Origin of the sequence: Novipirellula caenicola (assembly GCF_039545035.1) — a bacterium.
GTDB classification, from domain to species: Bacteria; Planctomycetota; Planctomycetia; order Pirellulales; family Pirellulaceae; genus Novipirellula; species Novipirellula caenicola.
This window is the reverse complement of sequence record NZ_BAABRO010000018.1, coordinates 71,237-91,226: the sequence shown is the minus strand read 5'-3', so window position 1 is coordinate 91,226 and position 19,990 is coordinate 71,237. Positions and strand designations below refer to the sequence as shown.

Sequence of the window (19,990 nt, the reverse complement as noted above, 5' to 3'; positions counted from 1 at the left end):
ATGCCTGCCCAATCGCGAGACGTTTAGATCCATCCCTCATAACAACCACCAGAAGGGGCGCATTGCGTCTTTCGCGGCATCGTGGACGCTTGCTGTGGTCAGATCGCGTCGCAGTGCTCAACCAGGCTCCATTTGTTTTTCATTGCCCTCTGCGCGAGCCAGATGATGATGCTTCGCCTAAACACATAGCTTCCGAAAAAGACAGCGTAGACAGAGAGTGTGTCGTCATGTGTCGAAATTTTCATGTGTTGATGAGTAACTCCCAGAATTCCAGCAACCGTTTTCTCGAGTCCCAAGTGCAAATCTTTGTCTTTTTCGCAACCAACCAACGGTCGAAGGATTAATCGATCCACCTTTATATCGATCAATTCGCCATCGATTGTGTCAATGGCTTCCTGGGTCAATTGTTCGCGCACGGCATGATCTTCTAGTTTCTGTGCTTTTCGAATCAGCTTTTTGGCGGTGGCTAAATGACCAGCATTGATCCGGTGAGAGAGATTCAGTGGGTCGCGGTGCATCTGCAGTATTTCCAGTTTCAAGCGTTGGTACCAGATTAGTTTACAACATGTCGAATGCTGCAATCCACGGTAATCTGCTGCCGCAGATAACAAATGTTGTCAGAATGCGTCGAGCGGCGCCGATCACAGGGCGGCAAATAATGCTAGCGATTGCTACTGTGGGATAGATGATGAATTGTGGAGCGATGGGAGCAAGCTGTCATGCAATTTAAGCGAATTTGCGTCTGCCCCCCCGAGTTGTTTGAAATGTGCACATAGATGTGTCTAATTTGGCTTTTTCTTGTGGCGCGTTGGCGAATATTATGTAACATTCGCATGTATTGAACTCGTTGCAAGGAGTTGCGATTGCGATGAGTCATCGTAGGATCTAACACGGATTCATCCTCACGCAACTTGGGACGCCTAGTACGACGATGTCTGACATCGAGATCCACAATCACAAACTTTCCAAACTATGGAGCGAAAAATGTGAACTGATGCAAGATGTGGCAACAAAGGCTTCAAGCCGGTGCGGTGAAGAGTATGGAGATATTATCCGCCGAAGCGTTGCTGATTTTTGCAACCAGTCCCCGCCGCGGACGAACGAGGATTTTGAAGTGCGGGCGGCCGAACTATTGCAGCTCAGCCGATTCGTTGGGGCGATCTCAAGTGCTGCTATTTCGGCAAGGCGGCACCCACATGTTGCGAGGCAAATCCTTGCTGCTACGAAAGCGTTCTCGAAAGCCGCAATTTCGACCGGTGACATGCCAAACCTCTGTTGGCGGTTTGCTACGCTGATTGCCGAGATTTGTAGATCCGATAGAGATAAACGCCCTGAAGTCGCCTGAACGTTCGATCACTACCGGTTTCAGTAGTCTTGCTGGTAGGATCAATGCGAGGGCAATTTTTACGTACCGTTGTTGGCTTCTCGTTCGCCATCAAAAGCGATCCTTCATGCGGTGGAGACATCGTCAACTCTCCAGTTGCGATAATCGCTATGAGCGATTTTCATCAATCTTTGATTGCGAGCTCGTGGTGCAGAGAATGTGCTTCGGCTCGCGAAGATGAAGCTCGATCGGCTCGTCATTGTAGTGACGAGTATATGGAATTCATTCGCCAGCGTACGTCGGAGTATTGCGAACAGCCGACTCCCACTTGTGACGCTGTGCTGGGGAATCGGCTATCACAGTCGGTCGAGTTAAGCGGCTTTATTCGTGCGATCGCCGATGCATCCCGTGCTGCCTCTCGTCATCCGAGAATCGCAAGCGAGATATATTCAGCAACAAAAGAGTTCGTCGATACGACGACCGTGTGCAGCTTTCAATCGGCCAAGTCGCTGTATCTGAGAAGCACCATCGCGATGCTGATCCATTCGGACTGCGCATTGAAGACGGAAACGAATTAGAAGCGATGTCAACATAGTCTGATTTTCGGTGAACTAGTGACTCAGCTTGACGCTGACGTCGTGATCGCGGTAAGTCATCGATTTCGTTCTGGTTCCGCCGCTAATATCTCCGTCCGTTTCTAGCATGCCGAACTCCCACTACGTCATCGCATTGCATTGAGAAAAGAGTCCTGACACCTTTTCTTTACTGACACCTTTTCTTTATGCTGACACCTTTTCTTTATGCGATCGCTAACGGAGTATTGTGCTGTCTTGGCCCCGCACCCCGTGGAATGATTTTCATCACCGCGGCCATTCTATAGACAAAATTGTCGACCCTCGTACCAACGCAACTCGCCCGTGTAACAAACAACTTGACACGAGCCCCCCGTCGGGTAAGATTTCCAAATTATCTTGAGTTAGCGATTTTAGGTGGTTCTTGAATATAGGACGACGCCGCTGAACTAGATAATCTTTGAAACCCTTCAGAGTGTTACAACTGGTGCACGAGTGATTAGTTCTTCCTTTCAAATATTTTCACCACGCTGGGGCCATGAAGATGCGTACAGCGTGCGTCTCACGAAAAGCTCTTTTGAGGTAAGCCTCAATACAAAACATGCGAAATGTGAGTTCGATCCGTGCGGAGAAGTCGTATGGACCGGGCATGCAGAAGGGGTGGAAAACCCTATGCTAAACATCATGTCAGATGATTTCATCTACCCGCCTACGGTCGTGCCTGAGGCAATTGAATGGTTGCTGAGGGAGTACCGTGATGGGAAAATTTCAGATGATGATGCCAAAGTTGCATTATCTGATCTATTCAGCTGGATTGACGAGACCGCCCGCGCGAAACCTACAGGTGTTTGGACGTCGTACTGGGGTTGACGATGGTACAGGAATTGTGACGGCAGCTATTTATCAACCTACTGCGATCGACACGCACAAACATCGTTCGCATTGTGGAACCGGATCCGCGAAAAGGTATCTAAATCCATTTTGGGAAGCTCGCATCTTGTTCGTGACCTAGAAATATGCGGGAACGCGTTTGCGTGGTTCCGCCATCCGGGTGAGCGTAAAATTTTATTTAAAGAATTAGGTATTTGACACCTCTTTGTACGCACCACGTTTTGTCTCTCGTTCGACAAGAGTCGTCCACCAGAAGCGCGTTCGATATTGTTTTCGCTCCGACCGTTTGCAGACTTCACTTTTCATATTGCATAAAAAACGAAGGACTATGGAAGCAAACGCTATCGGAGTAAGTGTTGGCGTCGAAGTAATTCGACGTACTGTCCCCAGTGGACTCAAATGGCTTTCAGCATATGCTCGCGGTGTCGAAATGCTGATCGTCGGCCCCGGAGATGTAGGCAAGACAAGCATTTCAGACTACCTTCAATTTGGTATGCTGGAAACTTATCAGCAACATGAAAAAACGCTGGAAATACAGAATTCAAAAACATTTCAAATCTCGATTGGGCGAGACGAAGCACTGAAGCTCCGTGTCAGGCGTACTATTGACGTCCCTGGACAGACTGGCCCAGTAGAACACGCGAATCTCGTGCGTGAACGTCGCCCTCATTGCGTGCTAATCGTGCTAGACAGTAGTAAGCCAATCGACACTGTGTCCCGATGGCTCAGCCCCTTTTGCGAACGATTGGACCACATTTATCGTGAAGACAGTCGGCTTCTTAAAAAAAATCGCGGGCTGTTCGTCGCTCTCAACAAACGAGATGCTGTTCGGCGGACGACTGACTTCGACGCTAGACAACGCCACGTAAAGAAATGTTTGGTAAACGGGCTTGGCGATGTGATAGGTAAACAGTCAGCAAAAGCTATTCCAGTAATGCCGACAATTGCGGTACAAAGTAGAGATGGTTCCGAACTGTTGGATTCATTGATTCGAAAAGTCGCAAAACAAGTTTCGCGATGAGCAAAGTAGACAAATCCATAACGATCCGTGACAAGTCGGAGCATTCACCTGTAATAACGTTATTGCTAGCGCAGTATCGAAATCTTCAAACTGAACGCATCGTTTTGACTACCTCGACGCGGGTGTTATGGTTTACGCTTTTACTCGCTTTAGCGATTACTCCAAACGTGAGCGTTTACTCAATTTGCTCATGCTTTTTGATGGGGTTTGTCTTATTAATTGTATCATTGGACGCGACACGAAGAAATCGGATTATGGAGTCCAGCATACGCCACGCACTTGTGCGTCTAGATCCTGACAGGGAAGACTATTACATACGGGTAATCCATGGTGCGAGAGTTAGGCCGTCGGGCACGCCAGTGTCGTGGGCGATGGGAGTTCTGCACCATTCGGAAAATCTTTTGTGGTGTGTCGTTGGCACATACGTTTTGGTGGGTCGAGTGATCGAGTTAGCCAACCGGTGAACCAAATTTTGGGGACCAAACTACTCTTGTTCGAATTGCCGGACGGTGTTTCGTAGAGATGAAGTTGCTTCAATTGGAATTGTTCCTATCCAACTCATCACACAGATCCCAAATAATCCGTTGTTGGCGATCGTTCATCTGCGCCAGTTCATCGATGATGCTTGCCGTCACAAGCAGGGTTACAAACCAGCCGATCAAGCATGCGATTAACCAGCGGCCGTAGGTGCGTTTGGTGGGTGTTGGTGCTGTGCGGATCGGGGCGGCGTAGGGATTTATTCGTTGGGGCATCGTGGTTCCCTATTTTTTGACGACGCCCTCGGGCATCAACACGTCGGCGGCGTTGTCGAGCTCGATCGACTCGATCCGGCGGAGGTCAAATTGGCGGTGTTCGCCGCGGCCAGTGCATAACGCTCGGAACAAGTAATCGTTCTTCCATCGCGTGGGGCTCACGCGTCGCTCGGTGACGACGCCGTCGGCGTCGCAGTAGGTGATCCGGATGACCCAGCTATCGGGATCTCGCATGGCCTTGCTGACTTGTTGCCGAACACGCGAAATTGCGTGGTTGCGGCTGGATGCTTGTTGGGATGACTTGATGCGGTTCATGGTTGTTTTCCGTGGGCGTTGGATGATGGGGACCGATGGATCGCGTTGTAAACGGCTCGCTCGTTGTCGCGGACGTGGTCGGGCAATCCGGCGGCGATCAATCGCTTGGCGGTGACGCCGGCGATCGCGTGCAGTGGGGTGCCACGTGGGGCGTTGGCGGCGACCTCTTGGCGGATTCCGTCGGCGTGTTGCTTTCGCTCGGCTCGGATCACGTCGGCTGGCTTGACTCCGCTGATCGGCCATCCGCCGGAGCGAACGTGATCGAATAGGGCACCGCCGCCGAGGGCGTTGGTGTGGCGTACGATGTAGGCGGCGTCGGCCAGCTCGGCGGGCGTCATGCCGACTTGTTTGGCTTCGTCGATCAGATTGCGGACTCGCTCGACGCCAGCATCGCGAATTGTATCGACGATCGATTCAAATGTGATCTCCGATTCCGTCGCCGTCGCCGATGGTTGTTTAGTGGGCTGGTTTGCACCGGGTGACGGCGATGAGGGGATAGGGTTTTCTGATACAGTGTGTTTCGCGTTTCGACACGACTTGGTCATCGGTTCGTCACCGCTTGGTCGTGAATTGGTCATCGATCCGTCATTGTCTCGACACGACTTCGTCACTAATTCATCTGCGACCATTTCGGATGGGATCGGTGCGGTTTTTTGCATCGCAACATGACGGCTTTCGATCGCGTTGGTCTCGTGGATCAATTCCCAATTCAACCACACTTGCAACGTCTTGGCCGGTCGGCCACGTCGCCGTGTCGGGTTGGTTTGAACTTCACGTGTGCGGATCACGTCGTATGCTTGCAGTTCGGCGATGCAACGCAGCGCGTAGCTGTACGAGATCCCGACGGCGGAATCGGCGGCGATCTCGGCGACGGTACGAACGAGCGTTTCACGCCCGGCGACTCGTGCGATCAAACGACAAATCAGATCGTGGCCGGAATCGGCACGGAATCCGATCGCACGTACGGCCGATTCGACCGCGCAAATGCGTGCGTGGATTTCACGCGTCGATTCTTCGGCCATTGCGATTAATGGACGATGGTGATCTTCCATGATTCCACTTCTTAATGGGCTTCGCCGGTCTCCGGATCGATCGTGCGGCCGTCGCGGGTGGCGAACTTCATTTGGTCGGGATGACTGTTATCGCTGCCGCTGGTCCGGACGAACAATGCGTCGGAATTGTCTTCGGTTCCGCCTTCGACGGCGAACGAACTTTGCGCCGGTCGCTTGGGTAGCGATTGGTCGAGTTTCCAATTGATTTGGTAGGCGCCGTTTTCGACGTCGGTGACGACCATTTCGATCTTGGCGGTGATCGTCGCTTTGGCTTTGTGCGATCGGTCGCCGTGCCGCCGGCGAAACGCGACGAGGCCTTTCATCGTTTCGGTGATCGCTTCGTCGAGCTCGTCGACAAATTCGCCTTCGTCGATCAGCTTTGTCGATAGCGGTACGAATTGTTTGGAAGCCATGCAAATTCCCTTTCCTGTGCGTGTGAACGATAGATCAAAACACTTCAACGAGGCGGGCAGGATTTGAACCCGCGACCTGGCTGTCGATCCTCCGGTGAATCGCCTGCTCTACCACTGAGCTACCGCCCCCGATCATTGCCCGTCTCTCCGGGCCGTCACGTCTCCGCTCTTCGATGTCCTTTTCATGCACGCACGAAAAGGGAAATCAAGGCGTGCCCCGCAAACACACGTCTTTGTTTCGATACGCGACGTTCCGCATCGATCTGCAGTTGGCGCTTATTCGGTCTCGTCGCCAGCAAGGGCCGTCCCTTGGGATCACCGTTGGCCCACTTCATCATGGGGTGTAGGTGTTAGCGAATCAGATTCCAATCGCGTTCTCGGACGCGACCGAATCCGACCAGCAATTCGGTCTGTTTGCGGACGGTTTCAACAAATTGGCCGAACGCTCGAAACTTTGCTTCCTGCAGCGACGGGGCGGCGACGAATACGACGATGCCGTTGGGGGTGTCGGTGACCAACAAATCCAAATCAACGTCGACCGGGTCGGTGTCCAAAAATAACGGGACGCAAATCGTCATTCGCTCGGGCAATTCGACGGCGACTTCGTGACGTTCGCTGCCGATGACGGTTTCAACCATCACGCCGTTAAGTGTTTTTGCGCCGACGCCCGACTTTTTGGTGATCGTCTTGCTCGATTTGATTTGGCTGAACGTCAACGCCAACTCGCGGCCGTCGGGCTGGACGATCGCCGATCGGTAACGCATCGCAAAGAGTGCGAAATCCAACACGGGCGTCGATGTGTCGACTAGATCCAACCACGGGCGAAACAGCGGATGCGTGGTGGCGGCGAACTGGACAAACTCGCGATCCGATTCGGCCGATTCGTCAAGCGTCGCTCGCATCCGTTCGGAATCGACGTCGGCCAAAACCAACGACGACAACACCTCGCACTCGCGAGACAAGTAGCCGCAGAACGCGTCGATCGAGTGGAATTCGTGATCGCGTGCTTTGGCTCGGGCGACTTCGCGTTCGGTTGGCGGTTCGGGTTGCAACCGGCGGTTGCCGTGGACAATCCGTTTGATGGGGATGCCGTCGTCACCGACTTCGTTGATCACGTCGATGATCGTTTCGGTTCCCGGATGGATTTGCCGGAGCTCGCCGCCGATGTTTAATTTGACGTCGGTATCTTCGTTTAACATTGACATTACTGGTTTCCCGTTCCTTTGAAAAAACAAACTCACTCTACGATTTCCAAAAAATCCGCCGCCCATTTGGACGGATCGAGATGGGTTGCCCCGTGGCCGAATTGCATGTTCTCGCCAAACTTGGCCGCATCCACCCAGGTGGTCGGATACAAACAGCAGCCGAAATTCTTCACTGGCCAACATCGATCCGGGCGTGCGTCGATGTTCTCGAACGTCGACGCGGCCAAGATCGCCGTGTTGATCGCTTGCCGGCCATCGATCGCGGGATACAGACCGAACCAACGACGATTACCGATCTCGATGACAACACCGAACAACGACATCGATCGCATCGCCATCCGCTCGTGTGGCGACGGGATCATTCGGTACCGCCATGGATTGCCGCTTTGACGATCCGGTCCATCACCTCGGACCGGTGTACCGGGATCGGTTGTGGTGCTTTGATCCCGATGCGAACTCGCTCGCCCCGGATTTCCATCACGGTTACTTCGATCGCATCGCCGATGCAAATGGTCTCGCCCGCTTTCCTGCTTAAAACTAACATTGCTTGTTCTCCATCGATCCTTGACTCGTGAAACGACGTCTCCACGTCGGGACGCCAAAAAGGTGAAAACACAAAAAACAAATGCGGTGGTGATGACGGTGGTCATGGCATTCCTCGTAGCTGCAAAATGACGACTTCCGGATTCTCCAGGTGATCGACGATGCTTCGCGCAAGGTCGATCTTTTGGCTGTCGTCGCCGACGCCCAACAATTCGACGCACTCTTCGCCGAGTGCTTCGTGGATCTCGCGTAACTGATGCACTTTGGCGTGGATCTCGTGCAACCGTTCGATGTTGATTCGGTTTGCATCAACCATTCGCATCCTCCGCGTCGCCGTCGATCCAGTCCCATGTGGCACGCGGATCGGTTTCGCTGACCGGGCACGGCCGATCGTGGCCGCACACGTAAAGCAATTCGCCGGTGTCGATGTCTTCGATGACTTGCACGCGGGCGGTTCGCTTGCCACGGGTGATGATGTATCGCCGGCCGGCTTGGATGATTTCGCCGTGTTGGTCGCACGGCGTCTGCGGGCATGTGACTTGGTCCGGCATGACGTCGGTCATCGTGTCGATGCTTGGTCGGCGTCCGGTGGGGCGGTCACTCGGGCGGCCCGTCGATCGGCTGGCCGAGCAATTGGCAGATGACTTGTTTGCGGAATGAATGAATTCGCGACATACGACAACCGCGGCGTATTTGCCGCTGCGAGTGACTCGTCGGTTGGGAGTGTCAACGACTTCGCCGCAATCTTTGAGTTCGCGAACGCGGCCGCACACCGATGCCAAGGGCAAACTCATTTCCTCGGCCAATTGTTCGCGTGTGACGCCGTCGCCGCCATGATTGGCAATGCGGGCGAGCACCAGGCCGCGTTGGCTGGGCCGACGGCTGGAATCGTCGCGGTACGTTTCGTCGCGATTGCGTTTGCCATAGTCGATCACGTCGACCGTGGGGCCAAATAGCGTCGGTTGGTCGCGGAATTGTTGATCAGGACGTTGCACAATGCACCTCCGGTTTGTCACGGTTGGTTAATTCGGTTTCGTAGAGCGATTGGACCGTGACGAATGTCACGTCATCGATGACGACCGAAAAGTATTCCGATCCCCACGACGTGTACCGCGTGTGATCGAGGTGACCAAACAAGGCAAGGAATTGATCCTTGTCGGCGAATTGAACCGAGGGTTCGTTGCCGACCTCGATTTGAGAAACGCAGTCGATGTTGAACTTCCGAATCAGCCGATAGATCGACCGCAGTTGCCAAAGCGTTTCTTCGGCTCGCTCGCATTCGCCCCAGATTGGATTGACCGCTGTCATGACGACTTTTCTCCCCCGCAAAAACTGTTCTAAATCACTTTCAGCACTTGATCGATCGAAACCACGCGGCATTTGCCGTCGCAGTGCTTTAACAACAACTTGCCGTTTTCGATCCCGATCACGCGGCGGGCGTAATCGGGCTCATCGGCGACGATGACTCTCCGTGGACGTGACTTGTAATCGCCGATGGACATCATCATGTCGGCCAATGTGATTGGTTTACCCAACGTTGTGTTCCTCGATCCAATTGGCCAAGTTTTCCAATTCGGCGACGACGGTTGATTTGTCCGTCATTCGCATCGCGGTGATTGCACCAAGGCAAGCGGGATGCCACGTGCGATCGCCGTGGGCGATGCTCAGCCGTGGTCTGATTTCCGCAAAGGTGTGCCCGGTCGCAATCATGTGGATCGCGCTGAACACGTTGGCAATGGACGATTGAGGTTGTGTGCCGTTGCACATCGCGACGACTCCATGTTTCGTGGGGGATCAGGGTGATGGGGCGGTTTACAGAAGCCCTTTGGCTTTCAACTTGGCTTTGGCTCGTTCGTTGCGCCGTTTGGCGGCGGGCGAGTATTCGCCATCACGCGGGGCGTCGGTAATCGAATTGGATTGGCGTGCGAACGTGACGTCATCAAAAAACTGCTCGAGCCAATCGCGGCTGGTGACAACGCGTCCGCCGATACGTCGGGTTTGCAACTTGACACCGCAAATCCCAATGGTTCGCCAGCGACGAATGGTGTTGTAATGCGGCCGCAATCCGGTGATTTGCTCAACCGCGGCGGGAATGTCACGCGATGTGATCATTTGCTCGGCTGCGTTTTGGGTGGTGGTCATGACGAGGCCTTTGCAGCGCGGAACGGATTGGATTGTTCGCGGATCCACTCGTCTTGTTCGCCGCTGCGAAGAATCAACCCGAGCTTGACCGAGCGTTCTTCGAATTCGAGTCGTCGGTCTTCGGTCGATTCCTCCTTCAAGGTGCGGTACCACTTTTGCCGATGATGGTCACATAGACCTCGGCTTCCGAGCGGGTTTTCGCATCCATCGAGGATGCAGCGGCCTTTGAGCACGCGGCTTTTGATCGTTTGTTCGTTCTCTCTGTCCATGGCTAATGCCCGCATTAGGTAATGCTTCGCAAGACTTAATTGCATGTTCGAAACTCCAATGACGAACCGGTGAAAAGGGTGGCCGTCCTTGGGTGACGTTTGGAATTATGCGTGGTTGAAGCGACGCGTCAACCTAGTTTGTCCCTAGTTTGTCGTTCGATAGACCAGCGAACGCACCTTGTTTGCACCTAAGTCTTTAGTTGGCAAAGACTTGCAACTTCGGAAAAAACTAGGTACAAACTTTGGGATGACGGAAGCGAAACCCAAAACGACCGGCTGTCGAGTGTGTGGGGCCGATGTAAAGACGCGGGGGCTTTGTGACAAGCATTACCGCCGCTATTCACGTCGGCTCAAATCGATGCCGGAAGCGGAACGCGAGGCCTTTGAAGAAAGGTGCATCGCGGATGGTTGGGTGCTGCCGTTAACCAAAGGGGGCCGGCCGAAAGAGGACGCGGATCCGTTCGCCGACATCGCGGCCGAAGTGCATGCCGAGGCAATCCGCAATCAAGTGCCCGGGGTCGAGCCCGCGGCCAACAAGTACTCCGCCGAAGAAATCGCGGCGATGGAATCCGATCAAGCGGAAATCGAGCGAGTCTCGAGACAAGAAAAAACACGTCAAGCAAGCAAGAAGAAATCCACCCCCGGAGCCCGACGAAAGAAATCGGGATAGATGCGATGAGAGTTGCTGGGCTGGTCTTGCTTGTGGTTTTCGCATCTCGGACTCATGCCGAATCACCGACGATCCACACTTGGCGATCACAAGATGGCCGGGTGATCGAAGGGGGGTTCGGCGGAATCGACGGTGATGGAAAATCGATCACGGTTCTGATCCCACGTGTCGTTCCTCTTTCCGCGTTGGACGACGATTCGCTTGCATTGGCGAAATCGATGGCCCGCGGAAAAGAATCAATGCCAGCGGTCGATGATGAGAAAATTGATGAACCGGCGGTCGCACCCCTGGCCGACGATTTTATTCCGCTATTTGATCGCGATCATTGTGATTCGGCGATGTGGCGGACACTATCCGAGCGTGACCAAACGGAGCTCGTGGGTGGTTTGGTTTACCTTGCTAGTCAATCGGTTGAGGCTTCGGGCAAATTGGTCGAAAGCGTTGCGACACCGAAGCGGCTCAATGATGTGGTTCGATACGCTCGCGACGAGATTGACAAATTGGCGAGGACCGTCGATGACCAAACTCAAACGATCGAGGACTTGTTTCGGCAGTGGGCCGGATCGCAGAAATGGTTTCGCCGTGACGCTGCCGCCGAGGATGTCTCGATTCGACAAGTTGTCGAGGGGGTTGCGTTTTTCGACATCGTGAAACTGGCATTTGATAAAAGGTATCCCAAAATCACCGGAAAAGTTCGGAACGAAAGAGACCGAAAGTTGACTCTCGGCACGTTCCATTGCAATTGGTTCGAAGGCGATTCGTTGGTTGGGGTGACGCCGATCTTTGTCGGAGACTTGGAACCTGGGCAAGTGCGATCGTTTCAAGCAGTGTTGGCACCGGATGCAAAGGTGACTGACTCCGCCAAGCTGCGAACCGAAATTACGTCAGTTCACATTCTTTTCTCTGACGAGTGACCAGACGTGTCACGCTGCTAGCAAACACTACCCGCTCCGCAACCCTATCCACCGGAGCGACACCGTGTTTGAACCATCGCAGCGAATTGAACTTGAATATCCCACCCACACTCACGTCCGTTTGATCGAGCGTTCGCATTACAAACGGCGGCATCTCGTTGTCCATCGAATGCGTGACTTGGTCGCCGATCCGCTGACGCCCGCCGAATTTCTTCGCCGTCCCTATGTGGCTCGATCGCGTTGGTTGATGACGGCATGGGACGAACGGATCGATGAGTTTCGCCAGTTCTATCTCGGATCGACGGCTCAATTCCGATCGCCGGGCTGTTTGCGAATCGTGATCGAGGACCATAACGCGGATCCGCCGCGACGTTTGATCGGTCGGCAATACGAACCGAATGTGTTCGACCGGCGGTTGATGGTCCGGATGATGCAAAAATGGCTGCGTGAACAACCGGACTTGTATGACAAGATTCGTGTGATCGCCGACGATATGCGGTTGTTGGGGTGATCTGGCTAGCCAATTTGAAGCGTGACATCGATCGCTTTTTGTCGGTCCACTTCCGCATAGATTTGCGTCACGTCGGCTTTCGCGTGGCCGAGGATAACCTGGGCCGCTTCGAGCCCAAACTTTGACCGGATCTCGGTGCCGCGGGTGTGACGCAGTTGGTTCGGCGCCCAACGATGCGAATCGTGCCATGCCTTGGCCGCAGCGTTGTCATGCGAGATTTCCTCGGGCACGGGCCATGCTTTCTTGCAAGCATCGGCGATCGCTTTTCCGTAGCTGCTGCTGGTGAAAAAGGGGCGTGGCAACCGACGTTGCTTCGCTGGCTTTGTGCGTCCGTATTTGCGACCCCGCCGGTTACCACATGATTGGGGCGTCGTGCGTGATGCGTGCGCCTGTTCTCGGTACCATTCGCGAGATTCAGCCGCCGAGAAGCACGGGGCATCAGACGGCCGCAATAGGAACGGCGTCAGTACGACTTGGGCATCGGGGCCGATGTACGCGACTCGTTTGCGACCGTGGTGTTCGGTCTTGTGGCTACCGACGCGGTATTCCCAAACTTTGCCCGAGCGATCGACGTCGCACGGCCGCAACTTACACACTTCGCCCGGTCGCATTCCCGTCAACAACTGCAAACGGATCATTGCCGCGACGACGGGCGACAGAAAGGGCAGCACCGCTTGGACGTCTTCGAGATTGACCGGCGGCACCTCCATCATTTCGGGGGCATCGGTGCGTCCCTTCCTCAGTCCTTCGACGGCTCGCAAGGCGTTCCACACCGACTCGGGCACCATCTCCTCAGCGACGCCCCACTTGAATATGCGAACCAGTCGCCCTTGTTGCTTGTTGACCGATTGCCGCGTCAATCCGTTGTCGATCCATTGCTGCCGACATGCCTTTAGTGCGAGCGGTCCAAATTCGGTGACTGGATCGTCACCATACAGCCGACACAGCGTGCGAACGACTTGGCGAAACGAATTCACCTCCGTTGTCTGCTCGCCATCTTTAACGTAATACGATTCGGCGTGGGTGATAAAATCAGCCGCCAACTCATTGATGGTGATCGGGTCATCGGAAACCAATCGCCGGCCGGCAGCCAACCATTCAGCGATCTTGCGATCGTACAATTCGCGTGACTCGGGCGAATTGTATTTGCCCAGATAGTTGACTTGGCCATTCAAGCAGACCAAAGCACGGTCCGAGGCCTTGTGATGCCGATAAGGCGGCAAAGACTGTTCACGACGCGGCATGAGAGGGTGATCTCCTAAGGTGCATCGTATTCGAGTCAACTGACTCTAATACGACCACGAGATTTCACCGCACAACCGCAATCGGAAGGTCACGCAAAAGCGTGTTTCGGTTATAAAGAAAAGTTGCATTTCAGCAAAAGAGGCGACGGTGGGATTCGAACCCACGAATAAAGGATTTGCAATCCTTCGCCTTAGCCACTTGGCCACGTCGCCTTGGTTGATTTGCCGCAAAGTTAGGAGATGTTTGCGGGTTAGTCAAGATCCTCTGACTGGAACAATCGGGATGTTGCAGTCGGTGATACGCATCCTATCGGTGTTTCTGCCGTGGAGCTTTAATGTCCCGCGAAAATAACTCTACTTTTTGACGCTCCGACCCGCTAGCCGTCTGCAATTCTAGCGGCCCGCCGTTCGTCAATGACCCCGTAAAAGACGCTGAAAAACTAGATCGGGTTCGTGCCTTGGCCGTGAAAAGTTTTCTGTTTTCCAGGCCGCACTGAGCCATCGCCGCTGTCGAGGGTCACGCCAAAATTTTTCCACCATTTTTGCTAGCGAACTTTGATTTGTGACCCAGAAATCGGCAACCGCGAAAATCAAGATCCGATTTTGCCTGGAATCGCGTCCCCCCTCGCTGGTGCTGTTCCCAAAGAGGGCGCGCGGTGTCGCGAATGGTGTTCGACTAATGCGACATCCCAGTCGGATCTACTTTGGGGTGGGGCGTGCCGCAAGTCGTCCGGTTGTGGGGTGAAAAAATGTTCGATTTTGACCGGGCGGCTCGCGCCGCTCCGCTAAGCGTTCCCCCCAGGGGGACGATCACTTGTTGTGTAACAACTTGAGCGTGTGTCGTTGTGGCTTGGTCAACCTGCTGAATTTTGAACCACCCGAAGAGGCGTTCCATTCGTCCGATCAGGGCCTGTCGATTACCGAGGTTGACTTTGTCTTTGCCGCTCCTTGCCAGGCCTTGAGGCGTTCGAGGTGCAGTCGAGCGGGAACGCCGAAAGTCGATAGACTTTTTGAGGGAAGCCATGAAATTTTTGGCACTTTGGGGTGACGAACTTCGCACTACATGAGGGAACTCGCGTTTGGCCGCGGTGATGCGAAAGGGTGAGAGAGAGTTTGGGGGGCTTGCGTGGCAATCACAGGCTGGCGGCCTTTGCTACGCGGATGAGGACGGGCTGGAAACGTATCCGACGGTACAAGCTTTTGCCGGAACTTGTGGCGACCCTAGGGGTTAACTCGAACTTGATTCCAACTGGTTGCTGCGGAATCGTATTTTTTGATGCAAACTATAGCGGCACATGCTAACGCGACACCACGCATCGGACTCGATTTAGACTCGCTTCATGAATACCCCTACTTCCGGGCCTCCGCGGTCCCTCAAGCACCTCGTTTTGAACATCGTGGTTTCGATCGCGATCTTAGCTGGCTGTTTGTTTGGCTACACCTTACTCGGGGAACGTAAACGCCCCGCGCGATCGAAGCCTAACAAACCGGCGGCGACTGCGGTGACGACCGAGACACTGCAGCGGCATCAAGGTCCGCTTTCGATCAACTCTAATGGCGTGGTGGTGCCCTTGCGGGAAATTCGCCTTGCCACCGAGGTGGCCGGCCGCGTGATCAAGCAATCGGTGAATCTGCGTCCTGGTCGCGAGGTGTCCGAAGGGGAAACACTAATCCAGTTGGACCCCACCGAATACGAAATGGAAGTTCGCCGGTTGGCAGCCCAAAAGACGCAGGAGGATGCGGAATTGGCTGCCGCGGACGTCAGCATCGAAAACACGGCCCATTTGCTTAGCTTGGCCGAAGAGCAAGTGCAACTCGCTAGCGGCGAACGGGCGCGTACGGATGCACTAGTCGCTCGCCAAGCGGCGTCGGTCAGCGAAGTCGAAATTGCCAAGCGAGCCGAGTTGACTGCGAAATCGGCTTTGGTCGAACTGCAAAATCGCGAGCGAGAGCTGGTTGCCCAACGCACTTTGATCTTGAGAAAGCAAGCGTTGACCGAGGTGGCGATCGAGCGGGCTAAGCTTGACCTGTCTCGCACCACGGTCCGTTCTCCGATCCGCGGTCGGGTGGTGCAAAGCGGGGTCGAAGAGCAGTCGTTTATTGCCGCAGGCACCTCGTTTGTGACGATCGAAGATACGACCGCGATCGAAGTCCGATCGAATTTGACGGTGGATCAAATGTATTGGGTCTGGAATTCGGCCGCGATGGCGAACCAATTTGAATCGGGGGATCATGGCGACCGCGTTCCTCCGGTCAGCGCGACCATCCAGTACCGCTTGGGAAAACGCGTCTACCAGTGGCAAGCGGTTTTGACGCGGATTGATGGTGCGGGCATCGACTTGGACACACGCACCTACCCGTGTTTGCTGCGTGTCGATTCGCCCGCAGACGTCGTGGCTGTCGACGCGGATGCAAGTCGGGATCCCATCATGGACGACTCGCCGCTTGCCCCCAATCTTGTGATGGACGGCCCGAGACGCTTGATGCGTGGCATGTTTGTCTCGGTCACGATGAATGTCCATCCAAGTCGAACGCTGTACCGGGTCAATGAGATTGCGATTCGTCCAGGAAACCGGATTTGGTTAGACGTTGACGGAAAATTACGTGTAGTGCCCGTTGAAGTGGTGAGCCGGATGAACAATGGGGTGATCGTCGATGCCGATATCGATTCGGCGGTGCCGACAGCGACGATGAAATCGGATCAGGTCGCCGTGATTGTTTCCCCGGTCAGCGATCCCAAAGACGGCATGCCGGTGATGGGATCGGGACCGACGGCGCGACAGGCGGGAAGTACTCCCACGCGAATTGCCGATGACGTTTCGGGGCTCGATTCAGAAAAGGCGGCAGGATGAAATCGCTTATCGCTTGGTCGGTCAAAAATTGGCAGGCCATGAATGTCATTATGCTCGGCACCCTGCTGCTGGGCGCATGGAGTTTGTCACAGCTGCGTCGTGAGTTTTGGCCCGACTTTGAACTTTACGTCGTCAATATTTCGGTGGTCTATCCTGGTGCCAGTCCGGATGAAATCGAACAGGGCATTTTAGAAAAGATCGAAGAGGCGATTCGCACCGTTGACGGCATTGACGAAATGACCTCGTCGGCTCGCGAGGGGATCGGCAGCGTCACGCTCGAATTGGACAGCGACTCCAAGCAAGCCGATGCGCAGCGAGTGTTGACCGAAGTCACCACGTTGATCGATCAAATCCCCAGCTTTCCTGAGTTGGCGGAAAAACCGGACGTTCGTTTGAACACCAATTTCACCACCGCGATTCGGGTGGCGGTGTTGGGACCCAAAAACTCGGGCGCGGGCAATGGCAACAACGACGAAGCGGTTGCCGAAGCGGCCTTGGAATTACGACGCGTTGCTGAGCGTGTTCGCAACGATTTGTTGGCGCTACAGAATGTGTCGGTCGCTGATTTGGTGGGCGCTCCCGACTATCAAATTGACATCGAGATTCCTGAGCATACGCTCCGCGAATACAATTTGTCGCTCAGTGAAGTCGCCGGAATCGTGCGTGCCAACAACGTTGAATTGCCAGGCGGAACGCTCAAGGGGCGGTCTCAGGAAATCTTGCTACGCGGCAGTGACAAGAGTGAGATTGGTGAGGAGATCGCGTCGATTCCGTTGGTCAGCCAGAACAGCGGGGTGGTGTTGACGGTTGGCGATTTGGGAATCGTGCGTGACGAATTTGCGGTGGATGCGACGATCAACGAGGTCAACGGGCGGCCGGCGGTCGTGGTGTCGGTCGAATCGACCAGCGCCGACGATTTGATCGCCGTCTCGGAAGAGGTGCGTGAGTATGTGGAAAATGAGAAGGCTCGTTTGCCGGACGGGTACAGCATGCTGCACATGCGAGATCGCAGCGTTAGTGTCAAGAACCGATTGAATTTGTTGGCGTCCAACGGATGGATGGGACTGTTGTTGGTGTTCTTGGTGTTGGCGCTATTTCTCGAGATGCGATTGGCGTGGTGGGTCGCGCTTGGCATCCCGGTATCGTTGTTGGGTGCGTGCATTTACATGCTGCAAAGCGGGCAGACGCTCAACATGACATCGATGTTTGCGTTTTTGATCGCGTTGGGAATTGTGGTCGATGATGCGATCGTGGTGGGCGAGAATATTTACGCTCATCGCGAACAAGGTAAAAGTTATCGCGACGCCGCGATCGACGGGGCGGCCGAGGTGATGCCTTCGGTGATCACGGCGATTTTGACCACCGTGATTGCATTCGTGCCGATCATGTACCTTGAAGGCAACATCAAGCGGTTGACCGTGGTGTTACCGCTGTGCGTCGGAGCAATGTTGTTCATTTCGATGGTCGAAAGCTTGACGATCCTGCCGGCACATTTGGCGCATCGACGCAGCCGGTTTCTTGATGTGTTGACGTGGATCCTGTTTCCATTTCGGCCGATTGCATGGTTATTGCACCGCAGCAATCAAGGGCTGACACGTTTTCTAAACTGGTTCATCGAGCGAGTTTACACTCCGCTATTGAATGTATCGCTGCGAAATCCAGCGGTCGTGATGTCGGCTGCGGCGGGATTGTTGATCTTGTCGTTCGGGGTGGTTCGATCGGGGATGGTCCCGTTTCTACTGCTGCCTAAAATCGACTTTGGGTTCATCACCGTTCAGATCACTTATCCGGATGGTACTCCGGTGACGGTCACCGATGCGGCGACCAAACGGTTAGAGCAAGCCATTTGGCGAATCAACCAACGTTCGATTGACGAAGGGCTGACGACCGATCCCAGCGGTTTTGTTCAAGCGGTGCAGCGGACCGTCGGATCTTCGGGCGACGAGGTCGGTGCGGCTCCGGCAAGCCACGTCGGAGGCATCTTTGTGCAACTGAACGATATTGGCGAGCGGACCGTGTCGAGCGCCGACATTGTTCGTATGTGGCGTGAAGAGTCGGGGCGTTTTCCTGGTGCAGAGGCGGTGGCTTATGGCGCCACGCCGCGTGGTCCCGCCTCGCTGCCGATCGAAATGCGATTGATGGCAACGGCCGAGAATATGGACCAAATGGACGCCGCGATCGCTCGCTGCAAAGCAAAGCTTGCGGAGTATCCCTATGTGTCGGACATCGCCACGGACACACGGCAAGGCAAATGGGAGTACCGAATGAAGGTCCGTGACGACGCCAAGGCGATGGGAATCTCGTTGGCGGACGTTGCCGGGACGGTGCGTGCCTCGTATTATGGCGAAGAGGTGATGCGGCTGCAACGAGGACGCCACGAGGTGCCGCTTCGTGTTCGTTATCCACGCGAAGACCGCAATACGTTAGTCAGTTTTAATGGCATCCGCATTCGCAATGGAGATGGGATCGAGCGACCGCTTAGCGAAGTTGCGGATGTCGAAGTCGCTCGAGGGTATTCAGAAATCCGCCGCGTCAATCAGATGCGATCGATCGGCGTCGTGGCCGACGTGGATGAAACGCAAGGCAACGCGTTTAACGTGGTCGCGGATCTGCGAGCTAACTTTGTGCCTGAATTCGAAGCCGAATTTCCCGGGGTTCGATTGGAGTGGGCTGGGCAACAAGAGCAGACCACCGAGACGGTCAACAGTTTAATGATCGGATTCTTCGTGGTGGTCGGCGCGATGTTCCTATTGCTGACGATCCAGTTCGGGTCGTGTTGGCAAGCCATTTTGATCCTGTCGATCATCCCGTTCGGCTTTATCGGAGCCATCTTGGGGCATATCGTGATGGGGATCGAATTGACCTTGTTCAGCATTTTTGGCATCGTCGCGTTAGCGGGCGTGGTCGTGAATGATTCGATCGTGTTGGTCGACTTTATCAATCGTCGAGTCGAAGAGGGGTTACCGATTCGCGAGGCGATCGTCGATGGAGGGCGACGTCGTTTCCGTGCGGTGTTGTTGACCTCCGTGACGACGGTCGCCGGCATGCTGCCGATCTTGTTGGAACGGTCCAAGGAAGCGCAAGTGGTTTCGCCGATGGCGACCAGTTTGGCGTTTGGATTGACACTCAGTACGGTGTTGGTGTTAGTGCTAGCGCCGGTGATGTATCTGATCACCGCCCGGTTCTCGAGCGGTGAAGAAGTCGCGGTGGAATGAGTCGCGATTGATGAAGTTGCGATCGGTAAAGTCACAAGGCCGGATCGTCGCGACGTAGCGAAACTCGCGGAGAGTTTCGAGGAGC

The 19,990-nt window shown here is 54.6% G+C and carries 25 protein-coding genes and 2 tRNA genes; 9 read left to right on the top strand and 18 right to left on the bottom strand.

The genetic code is table 11. From position 1 onward, the window contains the following. Positions 1–98: 98 nt before the first annotated feature. Positions 99–539, bottom strand: a complete 441-nt coding sequence (locus ABEA92_RS25530) for a hypothetical protein (protein ID WP_345687613.1) — start codon at positions 537–539, stop codon at positions 99–101. Between the two features lie 392 nt (positions 540–931). Here ABEA92_RS25530 and ABEA92_RS25525 point away from each other — a divergent pair, with 392 nt between their 5' ends. From ABEA92_RS25525 to ABEA92_RS25510, 4 genes are all read left to right on the top strand, one after another. Next, positions 932–1,345 (top strand): hypothetical protein, encoded by a 414-nt coding sequence (locus ABEA92_RS25525; protein ID WP_345687611.1) that lies wholly within the window; start codon positions 932–934, stop codon positions 1,343–1,345. A gap of 44 nt (positions 1,346–1,389) precedes the next feature. After that, positions 1,390–1,902, top strand: a complete 513-nt coding sequence (locus ABEA92_RS25520; RefSeq protein ID WP_345687609.1) for a hypothetical protein — start codon at positions 1,390–1,392, stop codon at positions 1,900–1,902. 489 nt (positions 1,903–2,391) lie between these two features. Continuing rightward, the gene (locus ABEA92_RS25515) at positions 2,392–2,766 is read left to right on the top strand and encodes a hypothetical protein (protein ID WP_345687607.1); all 375 of its coding nucleotides are present in this window, start codon (positions 2,392–2,394) and stop codon (positions 2,764–2,766) included. A 349-nt stretch (positions 2,767–3,115) separates the two neighbouring features. Further along, positions 3,116–3,808 (top strand): GTPase domain-containing protein, encoded by a 693-nt coding sequence (locus tag ABEA92_RS25510; RefSeq protein ID WP_345687605.1) that lies wholly within the window; start codon positions 3,116–3,118, stop codon positions 3,806–3,808. Between the two features lie 533 nt (positions 3,809–4,341). On the opposite strand, the gene ABEA92_RS25505 is transcribed toward ABEA92_RS25510, so the two are convergent. From ABEA92_RS25505 to ABEA92_RS25435, 15 genes are all read right to left on the bottom strand, one after another. Then, positions 4,342–4,560 (bottom strand): hypothetical protein, encoded by a 219-nt coding sequence (locus ABEA92_RS25505; RefSeq protein ID WP_345687603.1) that lies wholly within the window; start codon positions 4,558–4,560, stop codon positions 4,342–4,344. Between the two features lie 9 nt (positions 4,561–4,569). Then, positions 4,570–4,875 (bottom strand): WYL domain-containing protein, encoded by a 306-nt coding sequence (locus ABEA92_RS25500; protein ID WP_345687601.1) that lies wholly within the window; start codon positions 4,873–4,875, stop codon positions 4,570–4,572. Then, the gene (locus ABEA92_RS25495) at positions 4,872–5,927 is read right to left on the bottom strand and encodes a hypothetical protein (RefSeq protein WP_345687599.1); all 1,056 of its coding nucleotides are present in this window, start codon (positions 5,925–5,927) and stop codon (positions 4,872–4,874) included. Before ABEA92_RS25495 ends, ABEA92_RS25500 begins: the two co-directional genes overlap by 4 nt. Positions 5,928–5,938: 11 nt before the next feature. Beyond that, a complete protein-coding gene (locus tag ABEA92_RS25490; protein WP_345687597.1) occupies positions 5,939–6,340 on the bottom strand; it encodes a hypothetical protein in 402 nt (133 codons plus the stop codon). A gap of 48 nt (positions 6,341–6,388) precedes the next feature. Continuing rightward, positions 6,389–6,469: transfer RNA gene (locus tag ABEA92_RS25485), tRNA-OTHER, on the bottom strand. A gap of 221 nt (positions 6,470–6,690) precedes the next feature. Beyond that, on the bottom strand, positions 6,691–7,545 hold the full coding sequence (locus ABEA92_RS25480) for a hypothetical protein (protein ID WP_345687595.1): 855 nt from the start codon (positions 7,543–7,545) through the stop codon (positions 6,691–6,693). 32 nt (positions 7,546–7,577) lie between these two features. Beyond that, a complete protein-coding gene (locus tag ABEA92_RS25475; protein ID WP_345687593.1) occupies positions 7,578–7,907 on the bottom strand; it encodes a hypothetical protein in 330 nt (109 codons plus the stop codon). Beyond that, positions 7,904–8,089, bottom strand: coding sequence for a carbon storage regulator CsrA (csrA, locus tag ABEA92_RS25470; protein WP_345687591.1), 186 nt, complete (start codon positions 8,087–8,089; stop codon positions 7,904–7,906). Before csrA ends, ABEA92_RS25475 begins: the two co-directional genes overlap by 4 nt. A gap of 102 nt (positions 8,090–8,191) precedes the next feature. After that, positions 8,192–8,404 (bottom strand): hypothetical protein, encoded by a 213-nt coding sequence (locus ABEA92_RS25465; protein ID WP_345687589.1) that lies wholly within the window; start codon positions 8,402–8,404, stop codon positions 8,192–8,194. Then, on the bottom strand, positions 8,397–9,083 hold the full coding sequence (locus ABEA92_RS25460; RefSeq protein ID WP_345687587.1) for a hypothetical protein: 687 nt from the start codon (positions 9,081–9,083) through the stop codon (positions 8,397–8,399). Before ABEA92_RS25460 ends, ABEA92_RS25465 begins: the two co-directional genes overlap by 8 nt. Beyond that, positions 9,070–9,396: a hypothetical protein gene (locus tag ABEA92_RS25455; protein ID WP_345687585.1), complete on the bottom strand. Its 327-nt coding sequence runs from the start codon at positions 9,394–9,396 to the stop codon at positions 9,070–9,072. Before ABEA92_RS25455 ends, ABEA92_RS25460 begins: the two co-directional genes overlap by 14 nt. Positions 9,397–9,425: 29 nt before the next feature. After that, positions 9,426–9,623 (bottom strand): hypothetical protein, encoded by a 198-nt coding sequence (locus tag ABEA92_RS25450; protein ID WP_345687583.1) that lies wholly within the window; start codon positions 9,621–9,623, stop codon positions 9,426–9,428. Then, complete coding sequence (locus ABEA92_RS25445; protein WP_345687581.1) at positions 9,616–9,855, bottom strand: hypothetical protein; 240 nt, start codon at positions 9,853–9,855, stop codon at positions 9,616–9,618. Before ABEA92_RS25445 ends, ABEA92_RS25450 begins: the two co-directional genes overlap by 8 nt. A gap of 45 nt (positions 9,856–9,900) precedes the next feature. Beyond that, complete coding sequence (locus ABEA92_RS25440; protein ID WP_345687579.1) at positions 9,901–10,230, bottom strand: DUF1580 domain-containing protein; 330 nt, start codon at positions 10,228–10,230, stop codon at positions 9,901–9,903. Beyond that, positions 10,227–10,544, bottom strand: a complete 318-nt coding sequence (locus tag ABEA92_RS25435) for a hypothetical protein (protein WP_345687577.1) — start codon at positions 10,542–10,544, stop codon at positions 10,227–10,229. Before ABEA92_RS25435 ends, ABEA92_RS25440 begins: the two co-directional genes overlap by 4 nt. A gap of 202 nt (positions 10,545–10,746) precedes the next feature. Here ABEA92_RS25435 and ABEA92_RS25430 point away from each other — a divergent pair, with 202 nt between their 5' ends. The 3 genes from ABEA92_RS25430 (at position 10,747) to ABEA92_RS25420 (ending at position 12,594) form a co-directional block, all read left to right on the top strand. Further along, complete coding sequence (locus tag ABEA92_RS25430) at positions 10,747–11,169, top strand: hypothetical protein (RefSeq protein WP_345687575.1); 423 nt, start codon at positions 10,747–10,749, stop codon at positions 11,167–11,169. A 5-nt stretch (positions 11,170–11,174) separates the two neighbouring features. Beyond that, positions 11,175–12,083 (top strand): FxLYD domain-containing protein, encoded by a 909-nt coding sequence (locus tag ABEA92_RS25425; protein ID WP_345687573.1) that lies wholly within the window; start codon positions 11,175–11,177, stop codon positions 12,081–12,083. A gap of 64 nt (positions 12,084–12,147) precedes the next feature. Beyond that, positions 12,148–12,594 (top strand): hypothetical protein, encoded by a 447-nt coding sequence (locus ABEA92_RS25420; RefSeq protein WP_345687571.1) that lies wholly within the window; start codon positions 12,148–12,150, stop codon positions 12,592–12,594. A gap of 5 nt (positions 12,595–12,599) precedes the next feature. Here ABEA92_RS25420 and ABEA92_RS25415 read toward each other — a convergent pair whose 3' ends face one another. Both ABEA92_RS25415 and ABEA92_RS25410 read right to left on the bottom strand, forming a co-directional pair. After that, entirely contained in the window at positions 12,600–13,838 is a 1,239-nt protein-coding gene (locus ABEA92_RS25415; RefSeq protein ID WP_345687569.1) for a tyrosine-type recombinase/integrase, read from the bottom strand. Between the two features lie 140 nt (positions 13,839–13,978). Next, positions 13,979–14,051 (bottom strand) — tRNA-Cys (locus tag ABEA92_RS25410). 1,127 nt (positions 14,052–15,178) lie between these two features. Here ABEA92_RS25410 and ABEA92_RS25405 point away from each other — a divergent pair. Then, positions 15,179–16,690 carry an efflux RND transporter periplasmic adaptor subunit gene (locus ABEA92_RS25405; RefSeq protein ID WP_345687567.1) on the top strand — a complete coding sequence of 504 codons (1,512 nt, stop codon included), beginning with the start codon at positions 15,179–15,181 and terminating at the stop codon, positions 16,688–16,690. After that, the gene (locus tag ABEA92_RS25400) at positions 16,687–19,905 is read left to right on the top strand and encodes an efflux RND transporter permease subunit (protein ID WP_345687565.1); all 3,219 of its coding nucleotides are present in this window, start codon (positions 16,687–16,689) and stop codon (positions 19,903–19,905) included. The genes ABEA92_RS25405 and ABEA92_RS25400 overlap by 4 nt, the downstream gene beginning before the upstream one ends. Positions 19,906–19,990 lie beyond the last annotated feature (85 nt).

Bases quoted from the DNA above. Each gene is read 5' to 3' on its own strand.
- ABEA92_RS25435 (WP_345687577.1), bottom strand. From the start codon at position 10,544: ATGCAATTAAGTCTTGCGAAGCATTACCTAATGCGGGCATTAGCCATG.
- ABEA92_RS25505 (WP_345687603.1), bottom strand. From the start codon at position 4,560: ATGCCCCAACGAATAAATCCCTACGCCGCCCCGATCCGCACAGCACCA.
- ABEA92_RS25425 (WP_345687573.1), top strand. From the start codon at position 11,175: ATGAGAGTTGCTGGGCTGGTCTTGCTTGTGGTTTTCGCATCTCGGACT.
- ABEA92_RS25440 (WP_345687579.1), bottom strand. From the start codon at position 10,230: ATGACCACCACCCAAAACGCAGCCGAGCAAATGATCACATCGCGTGAC.
- ABEA92_RS25400 (WP_345687565.1), top strand. From the start codon at position 16,687: ATGAAATCGCTTATCGCTTGGTCGGTCAAAAATTGGCAGGCCATGAAT.
- ABEA92_RS25415 (WP_345687569.1), bottom strand. From the start codon at position 13,838: ATGCCGCGTCGTGAACAGTCTTTGCCGCCTTATCGGCATCACAAGGCC.
- ABEA92_RS25500 (WP_345687601.1), bottom strand. From the start codon at position 4,875: ATGAACCGCATCAAGTCATCCCAACAAGCATCCAGCCGCAACCACGCA.
- ABEA92_RS25490 (WP_345687597.1), bottom strand. From the start codon at position 6,340: ATGGCTTCCAAACAATTCGTACCGCTATCGACAAAGCTGATCGACGAA.
- ABEA92_RS25445 (WP_345687581.1), bottom strand. From the start codon at position 9,855: ATGTGCAACGGCACACAACCTCAATCGTCCATTGCCAACGTGTTCAGC.
- ABEA92_RS25455 (WP_345687585.1), bottom strand. From the start codon at position 9,396: ATGACAGCGGTCAATCCAATCTGGGGCGAATGCGAGCGAGCCGAAGAA.
- ABEA92_RS25510 (WP_345687605.1), top strand. From the start codon at position 3,116: ATGGAAGCAAACGCTATCGGAGTAAGTGTTGGCGTCGAAGTAATTCGA.
- ABEA92_RS25405 (WP_345687567.1), top strand. From the start codon at position 15,179: ATGAATACCCCTACTTCCGGGCCTCCGCGGTCCCTCAAGCACCTCGTT.
- ABEA92_RS25430 (WP_345687575.1), top strand. From the start codon at position 10,747: ATGACGGAAGCGAAACCCAAAACGACCGGCTGTCGAGTGTGTGGGGCC.
- ABEA92_RS25525 (WP_345687611.1), top strand. From the start codon at position 932: ATGTCTGACATCGAGATCCACAATCACAAACTTTCCAAACTATGGAGC.
- csrA (WP_345687591.1), bottom strand. From the start codon at position 8,089: ATGTTAGTTTTAAGCAGGAAAGCGGGCGAGACCATTTGCATCGGCGAT.
- ABEA92_RS25520 (WP_345687609.1), top strand. From the start codon at position 1,390: ATGCGAGGGCAATTTTTACGTACCGTTGTTGGCTTCTCGTTCGCCATC.
- ABEA92_RS25495 (WP_345687599.1), bottom strand. From the start codon at position 5,927: ATGGAAGATCACCATCGTCCATTAATCGCAATGGCCGAAGAATCGACG.
- ABEA92_RS25475 (WP_345687593.1), bottom strand. From the start codon at position 7,907: ATGATCCCGTCGCCACACGAGCGGATGGCGATGCGATCGATGTCGTTG.
- ABEA92_RS25480 (WP_345687595.1), bottom strand. From the start codon at position 7,545: ATGTCAATGTTAAACGAAGATACCGACGTCAAATTAAACATCGGCGGC.
- ABEA92_RS25465 (WP_345687589.1), bottom strand. From the start codon at position 8,404: ATGGTTGATGCAAACCGAATCAACATCGAACGGTTGCACGAGATCCAC.